General features: G+C 43.4%; 14 protein-coding genes. 5 read left to right on the forward strand and 9 right to left on the reverse strand.

Annotated elements, in window-relative coordinates; all coding sequences use genetic code 11:
- Window positions 1-15: 15 nt before the first annotated feature.
- Window positions 16-1,140 carry a carboxypeptidase-like regulatory domain-containing protein gene (locus PBT90_RS10150; protein ID WP_264810361.1) on the reverse strand — a complete coding sequence of 375 codons (1,125 nt, stop codon included), beginning with the start codon at window positions 1,138-1,140 and terminating at the stop codon, window positions 16-18.
- Window positions 1,141-1,175: 35 nt separating this feature from the next.
- Window positions 1,176-3,500, reverse strand: coding sequence for a type I DNA topoisomerase (gene topA, locus PBT90_RS10155; protein ID WP_264810364.1), 2,325 nt, complete (start codon window positions 3,498-3,500; stop codon window positions 1,176-1,178).
- Between the two features lie 154 nt (window positions 3,501-3,654).
- Between topA and PBT90_RS10160 the strand changes: the two genes are divergently transcribed.
- Window positions 3,655-4,122, forward strand: coding sequence for a SixA phosphatase family protein (locus PBT90_RS10160; RefSeq protein WP_264810365.1), 468 nt, complete (start codon window positions 3,655-3,657; stop codon window positions 4,120-4,122).
- A gap of 443 nt (window positions 4,123-4,565) precedes the next feature.
- Here PBT90_RS10160 and PBT90_RS10165 read toward each other — a convergent pair whose 3' ends face one another.
- Window positions 4,566-5,327 (reverse strand): 3-keto-disaccharide hydrolase, encoded by a 762-nt coding sequence (locus PBT90_RS10165; RefSeq protein WP_264811434.1) that lies wholly within the window; start codon window positions 5,325-5,327, stop codon window positions 4,566-4,568.
- A gap of 458 nt (window positions 5,328-5,785) precedes the next feature.
- Here PBT90_RS10165 and ypfJ point away from each other — a divergent pair, with 458 nt between their 5' ends.
- Window positions 5,786-6,691, forward strand: coding sequence for a KPN_02809 family neutral zinc metallopeptidase (gene ypfJ, locus PBT90_RS10170; protein ID WP_264810367.1), 906 nt, complete (start codon window positions 5,786-5,788; stop codon window positions 6,689-6,691).
- Here ypfJ and PBT90_RS10175 read toward each other — a convergent pair.
- Window positions 6,688-8,058, reverse strand: coding sequence for an exonuclease domain-containing protein (locus PBT90_RS10175; RefSeq protein ID WP_264810368.1), 1,371 nt, complete (start codon window positions 8,056-8,058; stop codon window positions 6,688-6,690). The genes ypfJ and PBT90_RS10175 overlap by 4 nt on opposite strands.
- Before the next feature lie 221 nt (window positions 8,059-8,279).
- Between PBT90_RS10175 and PBT90_RS10180 the strand changes: the two genes are divergently transcribed.
- Both PBT90_RS10180 and PBT90_RS10185 read left to right on the forward strand, forming a co-directional pair.
- Window positions 8,280-10,583 carry a TonB-dependent receptor gene (locus PBT90_RS10180; protein ID WP_264810370.1) on the forward strand — a complete coding sequence of 768 codons (2,304 nt, stop codon included), beginning with the start codon at window positions 8,280-8,282 and terminating at the stop codon, window positions 10,581-10,583.
- A gap of 10 nt (window positions 10,584-10,593) precedes the next feature.
- Window positions 10,594-11,193, forward strand: a complete 600-nt coding sequence (locus PBT90_RS10185; RefSeq protein WP_264810372.1) for a hypothetical protein — start codon at window positions 10,594-10,596, stop codon at window positions 11,191-11,193.
- Between the two features lie 76 nt (window positions 11,194-11,269).
- Here the strand turns inward: PBT90_RS10185 and PBT90_RS10190 are convergent, their stop codons facing one another.
- Complete coding sequence (locus PBT90_RS10190; protein WP_264810373.1) at window positions 11,270-11,773, reverse strand: hypothetical protein; 504 nt, start codon at window positions 11,771-11,773, stop codon at window positions 11,270-11,272.
- A 142-nt stretch (window positions 11,774-11,915) separates the two neighbouring features.
- On the opposite strand from PBT90_RS10190, the gene PBT90_RS10195 reads away from it, so the two are divergent.
- Window positions 11,916-14,375 (forward strand): ligase-associated DNA damage response DEXH box helicase, encoded by a 2,460-nt coding sequence (locus PBT90_RS10195; protein ID WP_264810375.1) that lies wholly within the window; start codon window positions 11,916-11,918, stop codon window positions 14,373-14,375.
- Here the strand turns inward: PBT90_RS10195 and PBT90_RS10200 are convergent.
- The 4 genes from PBT90_RS10200 to PBT90_RS10215 all read right to left on the reverse strand — a co-directional run bounded on the left by PBT90_RS10200 (window position 14,372) and on the right by PBT90_RS10215 (window position 19,570).
- Window positions 14,372-15,817 carry a TrkH family potassium uptake protein gene (locus PBT90_RS10200; protein ID WP_264810376.1) on the reverse strand — a complete coding sequence of 482 codons (1,446 nt, stop codon included), beginning with the start codon at window positions 15,815-15,817 and terminating at the stop codon, window positions 14,372-14,374. The genes PBT90_RS10195 and PBT90_RS10200 overlap by 4 nt on opposite strands.
- A 3-nt stretch (window positions 15,818-15,820) precedes the next feature.
- On the reverse strand, window positions 15,821-17,167 hold the full coding sequence (gene trkA, locus PBT90_RS10205) for a Trk system potassium transporter TrkA (RefSeq protein WP_264810378.1): 1,347 nt from the start codon (window positions 17,165-17,167) through the stop codon (window positions 15,821-15,823).
- Between the two features lie 161 nt (window positions 17,168-17,328).
- Window positions 17,329-18,573, reverse strand: a complete 1,245-nt coding sequence (locus PBT90_RS10210) for a DNA recombination protein RmuC (RefSeq protein WP_264810380.1) — start codon at window positions 18,571-18,573, stop codon at window positions 17,329-17,331.
- Window positions 18,563-19,570 (reverse strand): alpha/beta fold hydrolase, encoded by a 1,008-nt coding sequence (locus tag PBT90_RS10215; protein WP_270133074.1) that lies wholly within the window; start codon window positions 19,568-19,570, stop codon window positions 18,563-18,565. The genes PBT90_RS10210 and PBT90_RS10215 overlap by 11 nt, the downstream gene beginning before the upstream one ends.
- Window positions 19,571-19,645 lie beyond the last annotated feature (75 nt).

Here is a 19,645-nt window from a genome sequence, read left to right on the forward strand (position 1 = left end):
TAAAACCTGCCCCGTTCAGTTTGACCCGGCTTCAGGCTTGTAATCCATGGGCAGCAAATCCCCCACTCGCTCCCAGGCAATGTATCCCTCTACCAAAATCCCATAAGGATCGGCATAGCTTCCATTTGCATAGATTTCCATGGAATCCGTCTCCAGATGCATGAGAGAAACCTGAGGTCCTGCCGGGCCGGAAGTGGCCGTACCCCGGTATTCGGCGCTTTCTTTTTCTTTGCTAAAAGTGATATATAGGTAGTCCTCAAAGGCCAAAAACACCTTCCCTGCCGCATTTCGCTGGACTAGCTTATCTACAGCAATAGGTTTGGACTCGACTTGATCTATGAACTTACTCGAATCGTTAGGATTAGGCATTCTGTAAAGTTTTCGAATAGTAAAGCCTTGTTCGGAGGTGTTTCCCTCGTACATGGAGCGAATAAGGTGCTGCATACTCCCATGGTAAGCGATTTCCCTTTGCTTTTTGGCTTTCCTCAGCTTTCTTTTGGACAAAGTAGAGTCCGGTATGAAAAGTGAATAACCTCCGTAAAACACATAGCCCTGACTCCGTTTAAACTTGAAATCGACTAAAGAGTAATCAATATAATAACCCAGCAAAGGATTGTGGATTTTCAAAGGTTCTGTAGCATTTACCTGAAGCAAGCCCGGCTCAGATTGATCATCAATCCGCAGGACTTTATCATTTTCTATGATACAATTCTTCCCATTTTTGGAAGTGCCCAGAAAATAACTTTTAAAAAGCTCCAGATTTCTGTACCAAGCCGGATCTCGCTCTGTCTCCACTTCTACCGTCTCTAATTCTTCTTCTTCCCGGTCGAGCATAAATTTAAATCCCTGAGCAGGCAGATTATCCGTTTGAATCTTATAGGTTAAGTGGCTATACCCCAGCATTCGAACTATCACTTCGTAATTCCCATCAGGAATGGAAATAGAAAAACTGCCATTTTCATCTGCAGAAACCCCAAAAGTAGTGTTGGTCAAAAACACCGTGGCATAAGGTACAGGTTCTTGATTTTCAAAATCAACTATACTGCCTTTAAAAATATGCTGTGCCTGAACTGCGGTATGCAGGCATAAAAAAAACAAGCCTAAAACAATCTTTGACAGTATTGAATTAGGCTTGTCCATTGGTTCTCAAATCAAACTTGAGTGATGATTACTTCTTACTTTTTCTTGCTAAATCTCCCACCTCGTTTCTTCGGTTCAGGCTGATTTTCAATTATATGAATAGTCTCATCGTAAGTAAGGGTTTCAGCCTCTTTGTCCTTAGGAATCTTATAGTTCTTCTTGCCCATTTTGATATAAGGACCCCAGCGACCATTCAATATTTGAATCTCGGGGTTTTCATCAAAGGACTTAATATGCTTTTTGGCGTCTGCTTCGCGCTTATCTTTAATCAGCTGAATGGCTTCTTCTTCCGTTACGCTCAAGGGATCCAGTTCTTTGGGCAGGGAAACAAAGCTTCCATCATGCCTGATATACGGGCCAAATCTCCCTATCGCAGCGACCATCTTCTTGTCTTCAAACATGCCTACATCTCTAGGCAATTTGAACAACTCAAGCGCCTCTTCCATCGTGATGTTTTCTATGAACTGCCCTTTTTTCAAGCTGGCAAATTGCTTCTCTTCGTCGTCAGCATCTCCGATCTGAACCAAAGGACCAAATCTTCCCAAACGGGCAATCATAGGCTTACCACTGACTGGGTGATTGCCTAGCTCTCTGCTCGAATTCACATCCTGACGGGAAACCTGCTCGGTCTCTTCTACATTTTTATGGAAATTTCCATAGAAAGCATCTAGCATATCCTGCCAAACCTGTCCACCAGCCGCTATATCATCAAACTCCTTCTCTACTCTAGCTGTAAAACTAAAATCAATCACATTCGGAAAATGCTCTACGAGAAAGTCATTGACCACCATAGCGATATTCGTTGGGAAAAGCTTCTGTTTTTCAGCTCCTGTGGTCTCTTGTTTTTTCTCCTCTTTGAATTCTCCTTTTTGAATGAGCATCTCCACATAGTCGCGCGGTCTTCCATCCCGTGATTCTTTGATTACATATTCACGCTTCTGAATAGTGGAAATGGTAGGCGCATAGGTAGAAGGTCGTCCTATCCCCAGTTCTTCCAATTTTTTCACCAAAGATGCTTCTGTATATCTAGGAGCTGCCCGGGTAAAGGTCTCCTTGCCTTTCATCTGCTGCAAGTTCAATACCTGACCCACAGTCAAAGGTGGTAAAAGTGCCTTACCGTCATTTTCCTCCTCTTCAGGCTCATCGTCCGTGTCCTCCAGATAGACCTTTAAGAAACCATCAAACTTGATGATCTCTCCGGTAGCTACCAGATTTTGGGGTTGATTCGAGACATCTATGGTAATAATGGTCTTTTCCAACTGGGCATCAGCCATCTGAGAAGCAATTGCCCGCTTCCAGATCAGCTCATAAAGCCGCTGCTCATTTCTATCCCCACTCACTTGTGTATTGGCAAAATCAGTAGGTCTAATGGCTTCGTGAGCTTCCTGCGCACCTTCAGACTTGGTATTGTATTTTCTAGACTTATGGTAATCACTACCATAAGAGTTCAAAATTGCACTTTTTGCAGAAGCCATGGCATCCTCAGACAAGTTCACACTATCTGTACGCATGTAAGTGATCTTACCTGCTTCGTATAGCTTCTGCGCCACAGACATGGTCTGAGCTACTGAGAAATACAGCTTTCTACTGGCTTCCTGCTGCATGGTAGAAGTGGTAAAAGGAGCTGCTGGAGTTTTCTTACCAGGCTTTTTCTCCAGTTTTGCCACTGAAAAGTCTGCCTCCAGGCATTTTTTCAGAAAGTCCTCAGCTTCTTCCTTGGTATCAAATTTTTTTGGAAGCTCAGCCTGGAATGTTTTTCCCTCAACTTCAAAAATCGCCGTTATCCTGAAACTTGACTTGGCTTTGTGCTGCTCTATTTCACGCTCTCGCTCTACGATTAATCGTACAGCCACAGATTGTACTCTACCCGCAGAAAGACCTGTTTTGATTTTTTTCCAAAGAATAGGTGAAAGTTCAAAACCTACCAATCTGTCCAGAATTCTTCGAGCCTGCTGAGCGTTCACCAAGTCAATATCTATTCCTCTAGGGTTTTCTATGGCCTTTGAAATTGCATTTTTTGTGATTTCCCTGAATACAATCCTTTTGGTATTATCATCTTTCAGCTTCAAAACCTCTTTTAAATGCCATGATATGGCTTCTCCTTCGCGGTCGTCGTCACTTGCTAGATACACAGTCTCTGCGTCTTTGACTAGGCTCTTGAGGTTTTTGATCACTTCCTTTTTGTCTGCTGTCACCTCATAGGTAGGACTAAACCTATTTTTAATATCGATGGCTTTGTCGCCTTTAGGCAGATCACGAACGTGACCATAACTGGATGCGACCTTATAATCCTTACCTAAATACCCTTCGATGGTTTTAGCTTTGGCAGGTGACTCGACAATGACAAGGTTTTTAGACATAAAAAGCAGGATTTCTGGGTTTCTACACCCGATTTGAAAGGCTAAAAATAGACGGCATTGTAGTCTTGTCCAAATATTAAAAAAATGCGGACGCTTAATTGGTGGGATTTTTGATATTTCCTGCACATTACCATAAGTACTTAAAGCACTTACCATGAAGCATTTGATTTTACTTAGGCACGGGGAAGCAGGATTTTCACAGGGCTCAGATTTTCAGCGAAAGCTTACCTTAAATGGTCGGGAACAACTGGGTAGACTGTCCAAATCTCTGGACAACACCTTTCTTTCCGTGGACTTCATGCATTGCTCGGAAGCAAATCGTACCCGAGAAACGGCTGAATTGATCGGAAAACATCTAGAAATCAAAGATGCCAACTTTAGCAGAAGCATTTATGAGGGAGATGTTCAGCAATTGATTTCTTTACTGGAAGAAACCCCCAACTCAGCAAATACCTGTCTGTTGATCGGACATAATCCTACCATTAGTTTGCTCTTAGCTCATATCACCAATCAAAGTTACCTGGGTATGCAGCCTGGAATGATGGCTATTCTCAACCTGGAAATCTCAGATTGGAAAATGATAGGACTGGGCACCGGAACCCTCCGTGAAATCAAACAATAGACAGCAAAATAGTATTGAGCCTTATTTTCAATATTTTACATTTTTTTTAAAAAAATCATTGATTTTATAACCCTAACTTTTATACCTTCACAATAATAATACAGGAAATGGGATGTTTTTCACCCACTGCAATTAAAAAATACTGTTTCCAACATATTCAATAAACCCATTTCTGAGTACACTTAATAAGTAAGTGGATTCTCAAAGAAACCTGAAAGACCTTCATGTACTGATACTAAGAAGAGCTTTCAAGTAGTGAGTACCCTTTTGAATATATACCCATATAGAATTTTACAAACCACCAATCAACCAAATGGCCCGTACCTAAAATACGGCACCCCGGGAAGCGAGCTCATCGCTTCCCGATTTTGTTTAGTATTCACCTTATAAAAAAAGTCCCGAACATCTTGCCCGGGACTTTAAAGTGCATCAATCAACTACCTCTAGAAATCGGTGGATTTCCCATCCAGGTCCAGCTTCTTGATCCAAATATTTCTATAATAAACATCATGACCTTCAGCTTGTAATTTTAGCCCTCCAGGTCGATCAGTTATGCCTTTACCTCCATCATTCCCCCCATCAAGTCCGGAATTGGGTCCACCCCAAACCTGCTGAATGGGTTGGTCTTCATGGATTTTCACCCCATTAAAATATATGGTAGTTCTGGCTTTCTCCACCAGAACCCCATTTTTAAACCTAGCCGCCTTAAATACTATATCATAGGCATTCCACTTCCCTAGGCCATTATATTCTTCAGAAGTCGGTATTTGTTCATTGATGATCGCACCCATGCCATGATCTCCATAATCTCCATCCAAAACCTGAATCTCGTAACGGTTCTGTAAATAAACCCCAGAGTTTCCTCCTTCATTTTTGATGAAAAACTCCACATGAGCTCTGAAGTCTTCAAACTTATCTTTGGTCACTATGTCAGCCGCACCGTACAATCCACCCGCAGCCGCAGGATCATTACTGCTGATGGCTTTGCCTCCGTCTACCGGATCAGTGACTTCCGGCCACTTAATGGGCATTTCTGCTGAGAACCTTGGACCTTCCCAATAGGTCCAGTTCTTCTTCAGGGACTTTTTGGAGCCATCCAGATATACTTTGGCACCTTTGATAGGCTTAGCTCCTACTCCTACCTGACCAAAAGCCAACGTGACGGAACCTGCAAGGACAATTGTTAACGTAAGCCTTTTGAGCATTGTAAAATTCATAGAAAAAGGGTTTTTAAATTTATTTGCTGAAAATTCAGGGTAATCAATTTATGAATGTTCAATTTGGTTAATTTTAAAGAGAATTATCCTTTTTAAAATATGAAAACTAGATAGGCGGTAAGCATAAAGGTCTAAAAACACTGCCTAGATGAGATTCCATATGAATAGTAAACAGCAAAAACTAAATACATAAATCCAGCCAAACTAATCTGAAAACAGGCTTGACTTAAATATTACATACTTGGATTATCTATCCACGCGAGATTCTCCGGATGCGCTGCAGGCAGACGGGGCGGGCTATCTGACCTTTTTAAAATAAACTATAAACACCTGAAATCGAGCATGACTAAAAAACCACATACTGGTATGATTACAATCATTGCGAGATTCTCCCGAATCAAGATCGAGACAGGCTATATGACCTTTAAAAATCAAATTATAAACAGATGAAATGGCAAGGAAATAGACGAAGTTCAAATGTAGAAGATAGACGGGGTAAAAGCAGCGGTAGAATGGGAGGTGGAGGATTTAATCCTATGCTCATAGGCCCATTGCTTAAAATCCTTTTTTCCAAAACCGGATTGGTCATAGTAGGTGTACTGATCGCTTTCTCGGTACTGACCGGCACCAATCCCCTTTCCTTTTTAAATGGACTTTTGGGAGGAGGAGGAGGAAGCCAGGGTTTCACCACTGAGAGCAACTATACTCCCTCTGCGGAGGAAGACAGGTTAGCAGCCTTTAGCGAGACGATTTTGGCAGATACTGAAGATGTTTGGAATGCACTCTTGGAAAATTACCGAGAACCTACACTGGTACTTTTCAGCGGGCAGGTTTCCTCAGCCTGCGGTCTGGCCTCTAGTGCCACCGGGCCATTTTACTGCCCTGGTGACGAAAAGCTATACATAGACCTGAGTTTCTTTAAAGAAATGGAAGTAAAACTGAACGCTCCGGGGGATTTTGCGCAAGCTTATGTAATCGCACACGAAGTGGGGCATCATATACAAAAGATCATGGGGATTACTTCCCAAATGGAGCAACTACGACGAGAAGTAAGTGAAAAGGAATACAATCAATATTCGGTACGCCTAGAGCTTCAAGCGGACTTTTTAGCGGGAGTTTGGGCCCATCATAGCCAGCAATCCAAAGGCTGGATGGAAAGAGGTGACCTGGAAGAAGCATTAAATGCCGCTAACGCCATAGGGGATGACAGGCTGCAAAAGCAGGCAACGGGAAGAGTAATGCCAGATTCATTTACCCATGGAACTTCTGCACAACGCATGAAGTGGTTCAAAAAAGGGTTTGATTCCGGAGATTTAAGTCAAGGCGATACCTTCAATGCAAGTACACTTTAAGCCCTTTGTCCATCTAAAACCATGATTTGTTCAGGACTTAGCCTATGGATAAATTGCCTTAAAATGTAATAGGTCTCAGGTAGCAAGTTGACTACCGCCAATTCGCTCAGTGCTTCTTCATCAGACAAGGATGCGGACACGTAACCAAACTTACTCAGCATTCCTCTCTCAAAAACGCAGCATGCAAGCTCTCCCTCTTTTCTGCCATTCAATCGAATCAAAATCTCCTTCTGACTCTCCTTTATTTTGATCAAAAACGCGTTCAGTCGCTGATTATACGACTTGGGCGCTTCCGAATAATGACAGGCACCATCACATCCCATAGGATCATTTTCCCCACAATTCACCTTTCTCAATCCACACAGTTTGGGACAAAGTCCATAAGCCTGAATTCCTTCCTTAATAAAAGCAGTCGCTTCTTCCATGGAGAAAAATGATTCTAGCGGCTTAAAAAACTTATTGGGCTTGGATACCTGCAACCTTCCATACCCGGAATTATCCTCGTAATGGTACAAGCCGAACATCCGTTTCGGGATTTTTAAGGCGGAGTTATATTTCGGCCATAATCTTTTGATTTCCAATGCCTCAAATAGCAAGGCCATAAATTCAGTTCCGGTTAACGCCCATTTCAGGTCTACCACTTCTGCCTTGAGTTTTTGCTTGAGATGTGGCAGGAGCTCTCCAGAAAAGTGATTTTTGAACCTCTCGCGGATATTGATTGCTTTGCCTACATAAATGGTCTTACCGTTTTCATCCAGCATATAATACACGCCGCAGCTTTCCGGGATTTCTTTAAATCTGTATATGGGGAAATTGGGTGGTAAAAATGCCTGACCCTTATTCTTCTTAAGTGCCTGATTCACCACTTGAAAATCCTGCTTGATGATCCGGTCAAAAAGAATGGCGGTAGCTCTAGCATCTCCCATAGCACGGTGTCTGGCTTCTATCGGGATTCTTTGGCTTTCGCAAAGCCTTCCTAAGCTGTATGACCTCAAACCCGGAAAGGCTTTTCTGCTCAGCCTGACGGTACAAAGCTTTTGGGCTTTAAAATACAGCCCATGATTTAAAAAGGCCTCCCGGAGAAAACTGTAATCAAAATTGACATTATGCGCCACAAAAATCCTCCCATCAAGCAATTCCCAGAGCTTTTCACTCACCTGCTGAAAGGTTGGCTCATCCCGCACCATGGCATTGTCAATTCCGGTCAAACCGGTGATATAGGTCGGGATAGCCTGTAGAGGGTTGATCAGCGTCTGATACTCCTCAATGATATTTTCTCCATCATGGATCAGCACTGCTACCTCTGTTATGCCTCCGGTTTGAGGTCCTCCCCCTGTGGTTTCTATATCTACTATGGCAAACTCCATCACTCAAAAGTATGTAAACTAATCTTATTATCCTGTGTACTGACAGGGATTGACAGGATTGTACAGGTAATCATCTAAGCTCTCCCTTAGCTATAAATTAAGTTGCCGGAAGGGAAAATTGTTCATTCCCAAGAGATTTTTACCATTTATCCATTTTATGCAACTTTGTTTCATTTATTCTGGTTTATGAATTCAAGCCCATCTATTTTTGCATGGTGAATATGAATAAAGCACTAGCGCTACTCCTATTAATCGTATTGCTTCCTTTATGGGGTACGGCACAGGATTGTAAACTTTCGATTCGAGGTAAAATCATACACCTGGAAAACAACGAACCTATAGAAGCTGCCTACATTTGGATCGCAGAAGCTAAGCATGGAGCCATTTCCGACGCAAATGGCAACTTTTTAGTCAAAAATCTATGCAAAGGCACTTATACTATCAGCATTCAGTTTCTCGGGCATAAGACCATCAAAGATACCGTTGAATTGAATTCAAACACTTTCAGCAAAACGTATAGATTGGAAGATGAATCTGTAAACCTTGCCGGAGTGGAGATTCATGGACATAGGGATGCTGTGCAAACTACCACCTCAGTATCGGCACTTTATGGTGAAGAACTCCTACAAACCAGAGGTGAAAATCTGGGAGAAAGCCTGAAAAAGGTCTCCGGGATTACCACCTTTTCTACAGGCAATAGTATAGCCAAGCCGGTAATCCATGGGATGCACAGCAATAGGATCATGATCATGAACAATGGCATTCGACTAGAAGGGCAGCAATGGGGTTCAGAACATGCCCCGGAAATCGATCCATTTCTGGCCGATGAAATCACTGTGGTGAAGGGAGCAGAAACCGTGCGGTATGGACCTGAAGCTATGGGTGGAGTGATTTTGGTCAATCCTGCACCACTCCCAACCAAAAAGGAAAGTAAAACCAGTTTACACCTGATCGGTGGTACCAACGGTAGAATGGGAAATCTGGCCATGGCCCATGTAGGCGGATCCGAAAAAATCAAAGGATTAGGATATAGGATTCAAGGCTCGGCCAAACGGGCAGGTAATGTACAGTCCCCCGACTATTTCCAGAGGAACACCGGCCTGAGTGAATACAACTTCTCCGGCTCCTTGGGCTATAGCACTTCAAAATTGGGTGTAGAGGCATATTATTCCTATTTCAATACGAATTTGGGAATATTGACCGACTCACATACCGGCAACCTGTCCGATTTAGAAGATATCATAGAAAACGGACGCCCATTTACAGACGGGGAATTCAGCTATGAAATCCTCAATCCCAGACAAAAAGTAAAGCATCAGCTCGCCAAGCTAAAGTCCCACTATCATATTTCAGAAAACTGGAAACTCAATTTCCAATATGGCTTTCAGAAAAACAATCGTCAGGAATTTGACAAAAGACGCGGAGAATTGAATGAAAAGCCAAGTTTAGACTTGGAGCTGTTTACCAATACCTTCGATGTTTTTGTGAATCACACCCACGAAAACGAATTCAGCGGAACCTGGGGCGTAAACTTCATCCAGCAGGCTAATAGCAACATTCCCGGCACTGGGGTCACTCCTTTGATCCCGAACTATGACATGCTCAATACGGGAATTTATGCCATGGAAAAGTACTCCAAAGGACCTTTGGAACTGGAAGTAGGACTGAGGTATGACTTTAGAAATATCAGCACTGCGAGGTACATAGATAATGAGCTGGAAACTGCCGATTTGGACTATAACAACCTGTCTGCATTCCTAGGTGGACTATACCATATCACCCCTGATTTGACTTTTAATACAAACATCGGTTCTGCCTGGCGCCCACCCAATGTAAATGAGCTTTTTAGCCAAGGATTGCATCATGGAGCTGCTGCTGTGGAAATAGGAGATGCCAATCTGGAAACCGAAAAATCCCTGAAGTGGATCAATGAACTAGAATTCGACGGAAAAAAATCGCATATAGAGCTGACTGCCTATTTGAACCCGATCAAGGATTACATCTACCTCAATCCAACCGGGGAAACCTATGTAAGTCTTAGGGGTACTTTCAATGTGTACGAATACCTACAGGCCAATGCATTTTTCTACGGTTTTGACTTTGCCGGTAGCTATGAGCTTACCGATAAGCTGAGTGCCTATGCAAAAGGATCCATTATCCGGGCAAGGAACACCGATGCAGACAATTACTTTCCATTTATCCCGTCAGATCGAATGGACTGGGGAGTTGCCTACAGTTTTGCTTCAGCCAGCGACAGCAAAACCAATAAACTAACCCTGAGCAATCAACTGGTGGCAAAGCAAAAACGTGAACCAGACTTTGACCTGGCTCCTGCCCCACCCGCTTATGCATTGTTCAACTTGGGTTACCAAAAACAATTTCAGCTCAAGGAAGCCAAATTGAATGTAGGTGTACAGGTACAAAACCTATTCAACACCTCCTATAAAGAATACATGAACCGATTTCGCTATTTCACGGACGATCTAGGAAGAAATATATTACTTAAACTAAACTATGAATTTTAACCAATTACTTATGAAAACACCACACAAACTCTATCTACTTGCCATCGCCCTTGTTTCATTCACCTTTGCAAGCTGTACCAGCGAAGATCCTGAGCCAGAAAATGACGGAGAAGTAATCACAGACGTTACGCTGACTTTCCAGGAACTGGACGACTCAAATAACCCGGTAGGCGATGCGATGGAATTTACGGCATCAGACTCGGAGGGAATAGAAATCGGCGGTACTCCGGAAATTGAAACCGTAATGTTAACTGCTGGTAAAACCTACCAAATGTCCGTAGAGGTATTCAATTCCATAGCCGGTGAGGACATCACAGAGGAGATCAGTGAAGAAGCTGACGAGCATCAGTTTTACTTCCTGGGATCTGCTTTTGTAGGAACGCCTGTTCTGACTTACCAATATGATGATGAGGGTGGAATCAACCTTGGCCTGAATGGTATAGTAAGCGTAGTAGCTGACCCTAGCACTAATAATGCAACTATGCAAGTCCTACTTCGCCATGATTTGGACAAAAACTATCCTGGTGCAGACAACCCGAATTTCACGGACTATGCCCAGGCAGGCGGAGAATCTGATTTGGACATTACCTTTCCGGTGATTATCGAGTAAGTACTTATTGCATCCAATTAAAAAGGCAGCTCAAGGGCTGCTTTTTTTAGTTATAAGGCATTTTAACAATATTGAACTAATTAGGTAAACAGAGCGTCATTTGCGTTGGGTCAAAGTCCAGGGATGAAACCGGGTTTGAGCCCACATTCCCGGCGACCAAGATCACCTCATAGTCAGGCCCCTCGCTCGCCAGATGAACCTTCACATGTCCATCAAAGTTCTTCATATGCTCAAAAGTAAAAGAAGTCCCATCCATTAATGAACTCACCTCTGTCATACTACTCAGATTAGCTCCGCTCACAGGATTGAGCATGGCCGCCATGGGTGCCTCTGGATCAGTGTAATCACCATAGTGAAGATGTGCTGGAAATGAAACTCCTGATTCATTGGTCTGGCCTATCAAGTTGATATCAAACTGTAGGCTACCGTCAGTTTTTTCCCGGACAGTAAGTGTCCCTGTATAGTCAAATTCGCTGGCCTGGTGCAGTGTATATTCTAATTTTTGGCCGGTAAAGGGATCTGGTTCCACGCAGGAGATCAGTACGTTGAAACAAAATAGGTAGAATAAGGCTTTTTTCATAAGGCAGGATTTCCAATCTATAACGCAACCTACAGCGGATGCGTTGGAGTGAATTTATAAATATTTGATCAACAAGCTTACTTTTACCTGAATACAAAGGCAACAACTAGGAAGCAGCATCCCTAATTTTCCATCTAGCATAATGAAAGATACGCGTCTGGCAATTGGATTAGATTACTTTGAAAAAAAAGGCTGGACGCTTTTTGATTTTCAGCGCCAAACCTGGAACGATTACCTGGACGGCAAGTCAGGACTGCTAAATGCTCCCACAGGATCAGGGAAGACCTTTGCGCTATGGTTTCCGGTGATTTTGGAATACATCCAAAGAAATCCTGACACCTGGAAAACCCCAAAGAAAAACGGTATTCAAGTGATTTGGGTCACCCCGCTACGAGCTTTGGCTCAGGACATTCAGAAAGCCATGCAAGAGGTGTGCGAGGTGATAGGCCTGCCGTGGCAGGTGGCGGTCAGAAATGGGGATACTGATGCTAAAACCCGTGCTCAACTCAAAAGAAATCCTCCCGAATGCCTGATCACCACACCGGAGACCCTGCACATTTTGATTTCTCAAAAAGAACATCAAAAGCTCTTCAAAAACATCCAAGCCGTAGTGGTGGATGAATGGCATGAATTAGTAGGAAATAAGCGAGGCGTTCAGGTACAGTTAGCCTTGGAATACATGCAGGCCATTTGTCCCGGACAGTTCCGGCGTTGGGCGATATCTGCCACCATCGGAAATTTGGATCTGGCAGCAAGGGTGTTGCTAGGAGAGCAAAACGAGATTCATTTTGTGAAGGCCAAAATCAAGAAGCAGATCATTTTGCATTCTCTGATCCCAGATGAAATAGAGAAATACCCCTGGCATGGTCACCTAGGATTACGCATGTTGGAACAGGTAATCCCCGTCATTGAAGCCGGAAAAACCGTCTTGCTATTCACGAATACCCGTTCGCAAACGGAGCTTTGGTACCAGAAAATACTAGAGGCCCGTCCAGATTGGGCAGGATGGATTGCCATGCACCATGGTTCTTTGGATATGTCTGTGAGAGCATGGGTGGAAAATGCTCTTCATAGTGCACAGTTAAAATTAGTAGTCTGCACTTCCAGCCTGGATCTGGGCGTTGATTTCAGGCCGGTGGACCGGGTGATCCAGGTGGGTAGTCCAAAGGGAGTAGCGCGTTTTATGCAGCGGGCCGGAAGGGCTTCACACCAGCCCGGATTACCCTCTGAAATATTTTTTGTACCTACCAATTCCCTCGAACTGATAGAGGCTGCAGCACTCAGAAACGCCATACAGCATGAAGAAATTGAATCCCAATACCCACCGGTTTTGGCTTTTGATGTGCTGATACAATTTCTGGTAACCCTAGCTGTGGGCGAGGGATTTGATGAAAAATGGGTTTATCAGGTAGTGAAAAAGTGCTGGTCATACCGTTCAATGACTGAAGCACAACTGTCCTGGATCATGGACTTTATTACCAAAGGCGGCAATTCTCTGGGAAGCTATGAGGATTTTTTAAAGGTAGTCCAGACAGAGAGTGGAATTTACAAAGTGACCAATCGCCGCATAGCCATGAAACATAGACTTTCCATGGGAACCATTGTGTCAGAAGCAATGATCAAGGTGAAATTCAAAAACGGAGCCTATCTGGGCACAGTGGAGGAATCCTTTATTTCCAAAATGAAAAATGGGGATCGCTTCTTTTTCACTGGAAGACACCTGGAACTGCTCCAGGTAAAAGGACTGACGGCCTTTGTCAAACTCAGTGAAAAGAAAACCAAAAATGTAGTGAGCTGGATGGGCGCTAGAATGTCTCTTTCCTCCAGACTGGCAGATAAAATCAGAGAGATTTTAGAAAGCTACAACCAAGGCATCTACCTCTCTACCGAAATCCATCAGATCTCCCCTATTTTAGCTTTGCAAAACAAACTATCCATAGTACCCAACCGGGACACATTTCTGATCGAAGCTCATCAAAGCCAGCAAGGGTACCATTTGTTTTTCTATCCCTTTGAAGGAAGAGCCATACATGAACTGATGAGTGCGCTGATAGCCTATAGAATCAGCGTGAGCTATCCGGTAACTTTCAGCATGGCGATGAATGACTATGGATTTGAACTGCTTTGCGATAGCGTTTTAAATATAGAAGAGATCTTGGAAGAGGATGTTTTTAGCCTAAAGAACCTGAGGGAGGATATTTTACGCTGTGTCAATGAGACTGAAATGACTCGGAGAAAATTCCGGGAGATTGCCAGTATTGCGGGATTGGTGTTTCAAGGTTACCCGGGTAAACCCACAAGTTTCAAGCATGTGCAGGCCAATTCAAGCCTGCTTTTTCAAGTGTTCGAGCAATATGACCCCGACAATTTACTGCTGCGTCAAGCGCATGGAGAAGCCATAGATCAGCAAATGGAAGAGGATAAAATGATCCATGCGCTCCAAAAAATAAATTCACAGCAAATCATCGTGAAGCATCCGGTTCAGTTCACGCCTTTTTCCTTTCCCATCATGGTAGACCGACTCAGTCGCACCTCCATCAGTTCGGAGTCCATAGAAGACCGAGTGGCTAAGATCCAAGCACAGTTTACCGTACAGGATTAATTAGCGCGCCAGAAGAAAGGCGTAAACAAAATCAATATGGTAAACAGCTCAAGTCTTCCCAAAAGCATGATAAATGAAAGGAAGATTTTTGCCGCTGGTGAGAAAAACGCAAAATTATCCACCGGGCCGACGCTGCCTATCCCAGGCCCCACATTTGCCAGGCAAGTAGCCACAGCTCCTAGTGAGGTGGGCAAATCGTAGCCCATAATGGAAAGGGTCAAAGCTCCGAAAACGAAAATCAACAGGTAAAGCAAAAGAAAATTCATGATGTGCGTGATGATTCTCCCGGTCACCCTATCCCCATTTATCATTAAAGGAACGATTGCACGTGGATGCACTAAACGCTTGAATTCCAACCATGAATTTTTAATAAAAGTCAGGTGACGAACAAACTTAATTCCTCCTGCTGTAGACCCTGCACAACCTCCCACAAAAAGTAGCATAAAGCAAATGTAAGTCACGCCCTGTCCATATTGTGTGTAATTATCTGTCACATAACCTGTAGTAGTGACCAGAGATACCACTTGAAAAAGGGACTTTCGAAAAGCCAGTTCGGGGTCAGGAACCACAGCCGAAATAGGAAAATAAAGGATGACCGAAAGTGCCAGAAGTGCCAAACCATAAGTTTTGAATTCATCACTTTGCAGCACTCTTTTCACTTTTCCCAATAGGCCAAAGTAAATCACGGTAAAGTTGGTTCCGGCCAGAAACATAAAAACTATAGCCACATATTGAATAAAAGGCGACTCAAAATGAGCCATGCTCGCATTTTTAGTAGAAAAACCACCTGTGGCCAAGGTAGTCAGCGCATGATTGATGGCGTCATAAAAGCTCATACCGCCCACCCAGTACAGCAGCATATTCAAGGTGGTGAGCCCCACGTAGACATACCAGAGACGCTTAGCTGTTTCAGAGATTCTGGGATGTACTTTATCTGAAGTAGGCCCTGGGGATTCTGCCACGAAAAGCTCAATTCCCCCTATGCCTAATAATGGGAAAATAGCCACCGTAAGTACAATAATTCCCAATCCTCCTATCCACTGCGTCATGCTTCGCCAAAACAACAAGCCTTTCGGCATGGCTTCAATGTCCGTCAAAATCGACGCCCCGGTGGTAGTCAGACCAGATAAGGTCTCAAAGAGTGCATCTGAAAACCCGTTGATTTCATGGCTCAAAATGTAGGGAAGCATCCCAAAACCAGCCATAAAAACCCAACTCAAAGCTACTATCAAATAACCCTCACGCTTACGGATATTCTGATCTTGCTTGGAAAAGGAAAAAAACAGCACCATTCCAAGTATCATGGTGATGACAGCCGCACTCAAAATCGGCCATGGATCTTCTTCAAAATAAAGTGAAAAACCAACCCCTGGAAGCATCAGCAGTGCAATCAACACTAAGAGTGCCCCCATGATTTTCCCAATTTCTTTGAAATGAATCATGCTTTAATGAAACAGTTTTTCAAGTGCGGTTTTTGCCTCTGGCAATGCCAATACAATAGCTTTATCATTCAGGTCGAGCTGAAAATCTCCATCCGGGATGAATACTTCTTCCCCTCTAATCACCCCCGCGACTATCGCAGAATCCGGGAAATGAAGTCCTCTTAATGGATTTTTGACCAGCCTGTTATTTTTACAAACAGAATATTGAATAAACTCCGCATCTACTCCGTAAATCCCAGAAACAGCCTCCACGGTCCCCTTTTTCAGGAACCTGGAAATTTCATTTGCCGCCACCAGTTTCTTATTGATCAGTGAATCTACTCCTATACTGTGCGAAATGTGAATGTATTCCCGGGTATCCACATGCGCAATAGTTTTGTACACGCCATGATTTTTTGCGGTCAAACTCGCGATAATATTGGTCTCGGATGAATCTGTAAGTGCCAAAAAAGCGTCCATCTGCTCCAGCCCCTCCTCGATCAGTAAATCTACATTCTTGTAATCTCCATTGATCACCAGTGAATCCTTTAGATTCTCGGCTAGCCATTTGCATCGCTCCTTATCCTTATTGATCAAAGTAACTCTGAAGTGGTCCTCCAGACGCAAGGCAGTAGTCAATGCCATATCATCACCCCCTATGATCATGACATTTTTAATCGTCACTTTCTCCTGCCCCAAAACTTCCAGTATACTCTGCGTATTCTTTTTATTGGAAATGAAGAATACGTGATCATTATTCCGGATAATGGTGCTTCCTCTTGGAATAATGGTCTTTTGATCCCTCAAAATCGCAATGATGCGAATGTCTTCAAAAATCGGATTGGTCTTGGTATCCATGATCCGCTGATTTACCAGCGGATTACTTTGGTCCAGGGTCACCCCTACAATGTTCAGTTTACCTCCTTCGAAATCAAAAACCTCTGTAAAACTGGAGTTTTCTATCATATTAAAAATATGCTTGCTACAAAGCATGGTGGGAGATATTAAGTTATCTATTCCCATGTTTTGAAAATAAGCCACATTTTCAGCCTCTAAGTAAGAGTGATTTCTCACCCTGGCCATTACCCGTTTGGCTCCAAGCTGCTTGGCCAGTACCGCAGTGACTATATTGGTCTTCTCAGAAGTAGTCACTGCCAAAACCATACTCGCCCGGTTGACATTGGCTCGCTTAAGAATTTCGAAAGAGGTGGCATCACCCTGTACGGTCAATACATCGAGTTTGGACGCAACATAATCCAGAACTTCCCTGTCCGTATCGATCAGCGTGATGTCTTTGTTATCGTAGCTCAATTGCTCGGCTAGGTGATATCCCATATCTCCGGCGCCGGCAATTACAATGTTCATCCCCATAGAGGTAATTCAGGTGATTTTAGAATTGACAAAATTAATACCTTTCTCAATGGTAATCAGAGAATAAGGAATTTCTTTTCTGCCTGACCGCTCAAAGTAACAAAGCTAAGGGCTAAAAATTCAATTATTAAGAGATTAATTCGGGCTCAACCCTACATAAATCACTCCTCCAAAAGCTTACTACTTTCTGCTTCCGGTAGCTCGTGAACATCTTTTAGCTTTCGCTGAATCACTCTGGTACGAGTACCCACCAGTTTATCCAGTTCAGAATTTGCCTCTGTGAGCTTCTTCTGCGTCTTTTCTATCAGGTCTCCAAACTTCCCAAATTCGGTCTTGATCGCCCCTAAAATTTGCCATACTTCTGAACTCCTTTTTTGGATGGCCAGCGTACGGAATCCCATCTGTAAACTATTCAGAATAGCCGAAAGTGTGGTCGGGCCGGTGACCATCACCTTAAAATCCTGCTGGATCTGCTGCGAAAGGCCTGGCTCCCGCAAAATCTCCGCATATAGACTTTCCACCGGAAGAAAAAGAATAGCAAAATCAGTGGTATGCGGAGGGTGAATGTATTTATTCTGAATATCTGCAGCAGCTTTTTTCACTGCTTTGAAAAGCGCTGTACGATAGAGCTCTATTTCCGGTTTGGAGGCATTATCATAGGCCTCCACTAACCTCAAATACGATTCCTGAGGAAATTTAGAATCTATAGGCAAAAGCACTGGCTCACTTTGTCCCGGCATTTTCACTGCAAACTCCACCCGTTCCCGGCCTCCTTTCCCCACATCAGCATTCAGGATATATTGGTCCGGTGCGAGCATATTCTCCAAAATCGCCTGCAATTGATATTCACCTAGTACTCCCCGGCTTTTCACATTGGTCAGTACCCGCTTGAGATCCCCTACCCCATTGGCCAGGTTCTTCATCTCCCCAAGCCCCTTTTGAACAGCCTGGAGCTGATTACTTACCATTTCAAAAGATTGCCCAAGTCGGGTTTCCAAAGTCTTCTGAAGCTTCTCATCTACGGTCTCCCTGATTCTCTCCAATCGGAGCTCTGTAGTCTTCATCAGATCCTCCTGCCTGCGATTGAGGTCTTCAAACTTCTCTTTTTGCAGGGCATTAAACTCTTTTACATTATCCCGAAAAAGCTCTCCAAATGATTTTAATGCTTCATTTTGATCCTTCGAACTAGCCCGTAAACTGTTAAAAACCAATTGAAACTGATGGATCATATTTTCATTGGACTCTTTCCGGCTTTGTGCCAAAGCCCGCTCAAGCTCCCGGCTCAGTTTATCCATTTCTTCCTGCAGCTGAGCCTGATCTTTGCCTTGATTACTTTTGATAAAAAATAAAATCAGCAATACGAGCTGAAGAAAAACTACCAGAAGCAGAATAAATTCAATCGACATAAGAAATCAGTTTTGGAGGCTCAAAGTAGTCTTTTCGTACTTCCACACCCAAAAAATTAAGGTATTCCGCGACAGATTCCGTCGGGATTTCTTCCATGGGTAAATGCCCCGCATTCTTCAAAATCTTCAATTTCGAACCGGGAATCAGCTTTTCCAGTAGATAGGCCCGGGAGACGGGAATCCAGGTATCCTCCTCACCCCAAAGTATCAGCGTAGGCATATCCAGCCTGCCAAAGTCAATTTTTGCGTCAGCCGGAGTAGCCAATCGCTCTAGAGTTGCCTGCCTATTACCAGCCCGAAGCATCAGCTCATAGTAGCGATCTACCTGCTCTTTGGTTAGTTTGTCAGGTTCAGCATATACCTCTTTCATATTCATGGAAAAAAGGAATTTCGGAGTACATTTTAATAGAATCTGGGTAAAAAAGGGGTTATCTGCCATTCTATTCATCCAGCGTTTCTTGGGCGAACTACTTCCTTTGGGCAGTGCGGAAGCCTCCAGTGGTGTACCTGCCGCATCGATTAGATTCAGGCTCAATACCTGATCAGGTCTATTGGAAGCAATCTGAAGTGCCACTGCTCCCCCCATGGAATTACCCGCCAAGTGAAACTTATCCAGATTCAGCTTTTCTGCCAACCGGGTCACCAAAATCGCATAATCCCTCACACTGTATCTCTTTTCCAGATCCGGGCCGGTAAGTCCATGCCCAGGAAAGTCAAGCGATACCGTCAAAAAAAATGGACTCAGCTCATTTTGCCAGTCATTCCAAGTATGCAGGGAGGAGAAACTACCGTGCAAAAGGATAATAGGTTCTCCCCTTCCTTTGATTCTCACATGTACATTGATTCCATCTACCTCCACAAAATGTGACTCCGGGGTGCTATATTTCTGCTCTATAGCTTCATAAGGAATGTTATTTTTATAAACTAAAAGCAAAAAGAATAGACAAGCCAAACTTATTACTCCCAAAACTTTCAACAATCGTTTGATCCAATTCATAAATTCGGCTTTTTTGAAAATGTGTTTTATGCTGCCAAAAGGCAAAAAGTACAAAATTTCTGCTCTTTTCTCTAG

It is taken from the genome of Algoriphagus sp. TR-M9 (assembly GCF_027594545.1).
Taxonomy (GTDB): Bacteria; Bacteroidota; Bacteroidia; order Cytophagales; family Cyclobacteriaceae; genus Algoriphagus; species Algoriphagus halophytocola.

What these genes read in the sequence shown, in the direction of transcription:
- PBT90_RS10150 (WP_264810361.1), bottom strand. Translation starts at nt 1,140, where the DNA reads ATGGACAAGCCTAATTCAATACTGTCAAAGATTGTTTTAGGCTTGTTT.
- topA (WP_264810364.1), bottom strand. Translation starts at nt 3,500, where the DNA reads ATGTCTAAAAACCTTGTCATTGTCGAGTCACCTGCCAAAGCTAAAACC.
- PBT90_RS10160 (WP_264810365.1), top strand. Translation starts at nt 3,655, where the DNA reads ATGAAGCATTTGATTTTACTTAGGCACGGGGAAGCAGGATTTTCACAG.
- PBT90_RS10165 (WP_264811434.1), bottom strand. Translation starts at nt 5,327, where the DNA reads ATGCTCAAAAGGCTTACGTTAACAATTGTCCTTGCAGGTTCCGTCACG.
- ypfJ (WP_264810367.1), top strand. Translation starts at nt 5,786, where the DNA reads ATGAAATGGCAAGGAAATAGACGAAGTTCAAATGTAGAAGATAGACGG.
- PBT90_RS10175 (WP_264810368.1), bottom strand. Translation starts at nt 8,058, where the DNA reads ATGGAGTTTGCCATAGTAGATATAGAAACCACAGGGGGAGGACCTCAA.
- PBT90_RS10180 (WP_264810370.1), top strand. Translation starts at nt 8,280, where the DNA reads ATGAATAAAGCACTAGCGCTACTCCTATTAATCGTATTGCTTCCTTTA.
- PBT90_RS10185 (WP_264810372.1), top strand. Translation starts at nt 10,594, where the DNA reads ATGAAAACACCACACAAACTCTATCTACTTGCCATCGCCCTTGTTTCA.
- PBT90_RS10190 (WP_264810373.1), bottom strand. Translation starts at nt 11,773, where the DNA reads ATGAAAAAAGCCTTATTCTACCTATTTTGTTTCAACGTACTGATCTCC.
- PBT90_RS10195 (WP_264810375.1), top strand. Translation starts at nt 11,916, where the DNA reads ATGAAAGATACGCGTCTGGCAATTGGATTAGATTACTTTGAAAAAAAA.
- PBT90_RS10200 (WP_264810376.1), bottom strand. Translation starts at nt 15,817, where the DNA reads ATGATTCATTTCAAAGAAATTGGGAAAATCATGGGGGCACTCTTAGTG.
- trkA (WP_264810378.1), bottom strand. Translation starts at nt 17,167, where the DNA reads ATGGGGATGAACATTGTAATTGCCGGCGCCGGAGATATGGGATATCAC.
- PBT90_RS10210 (WP_264810380.1), bottom strand. Translation starts at nt 18,573, where the DNA reads ATGTCGATTGAATTTATTCTGCTTCTGGTAGTTTTTCTTCAGCTCGTA.
- PBT90_RS10215 (WP_270133074.1), bottom strand. Translation starts at nt 19,570, where the DNA reads ATGAATTGGATCAAACGATTGTTGAAAGTTTTGGGAGTAATAAGTTTG.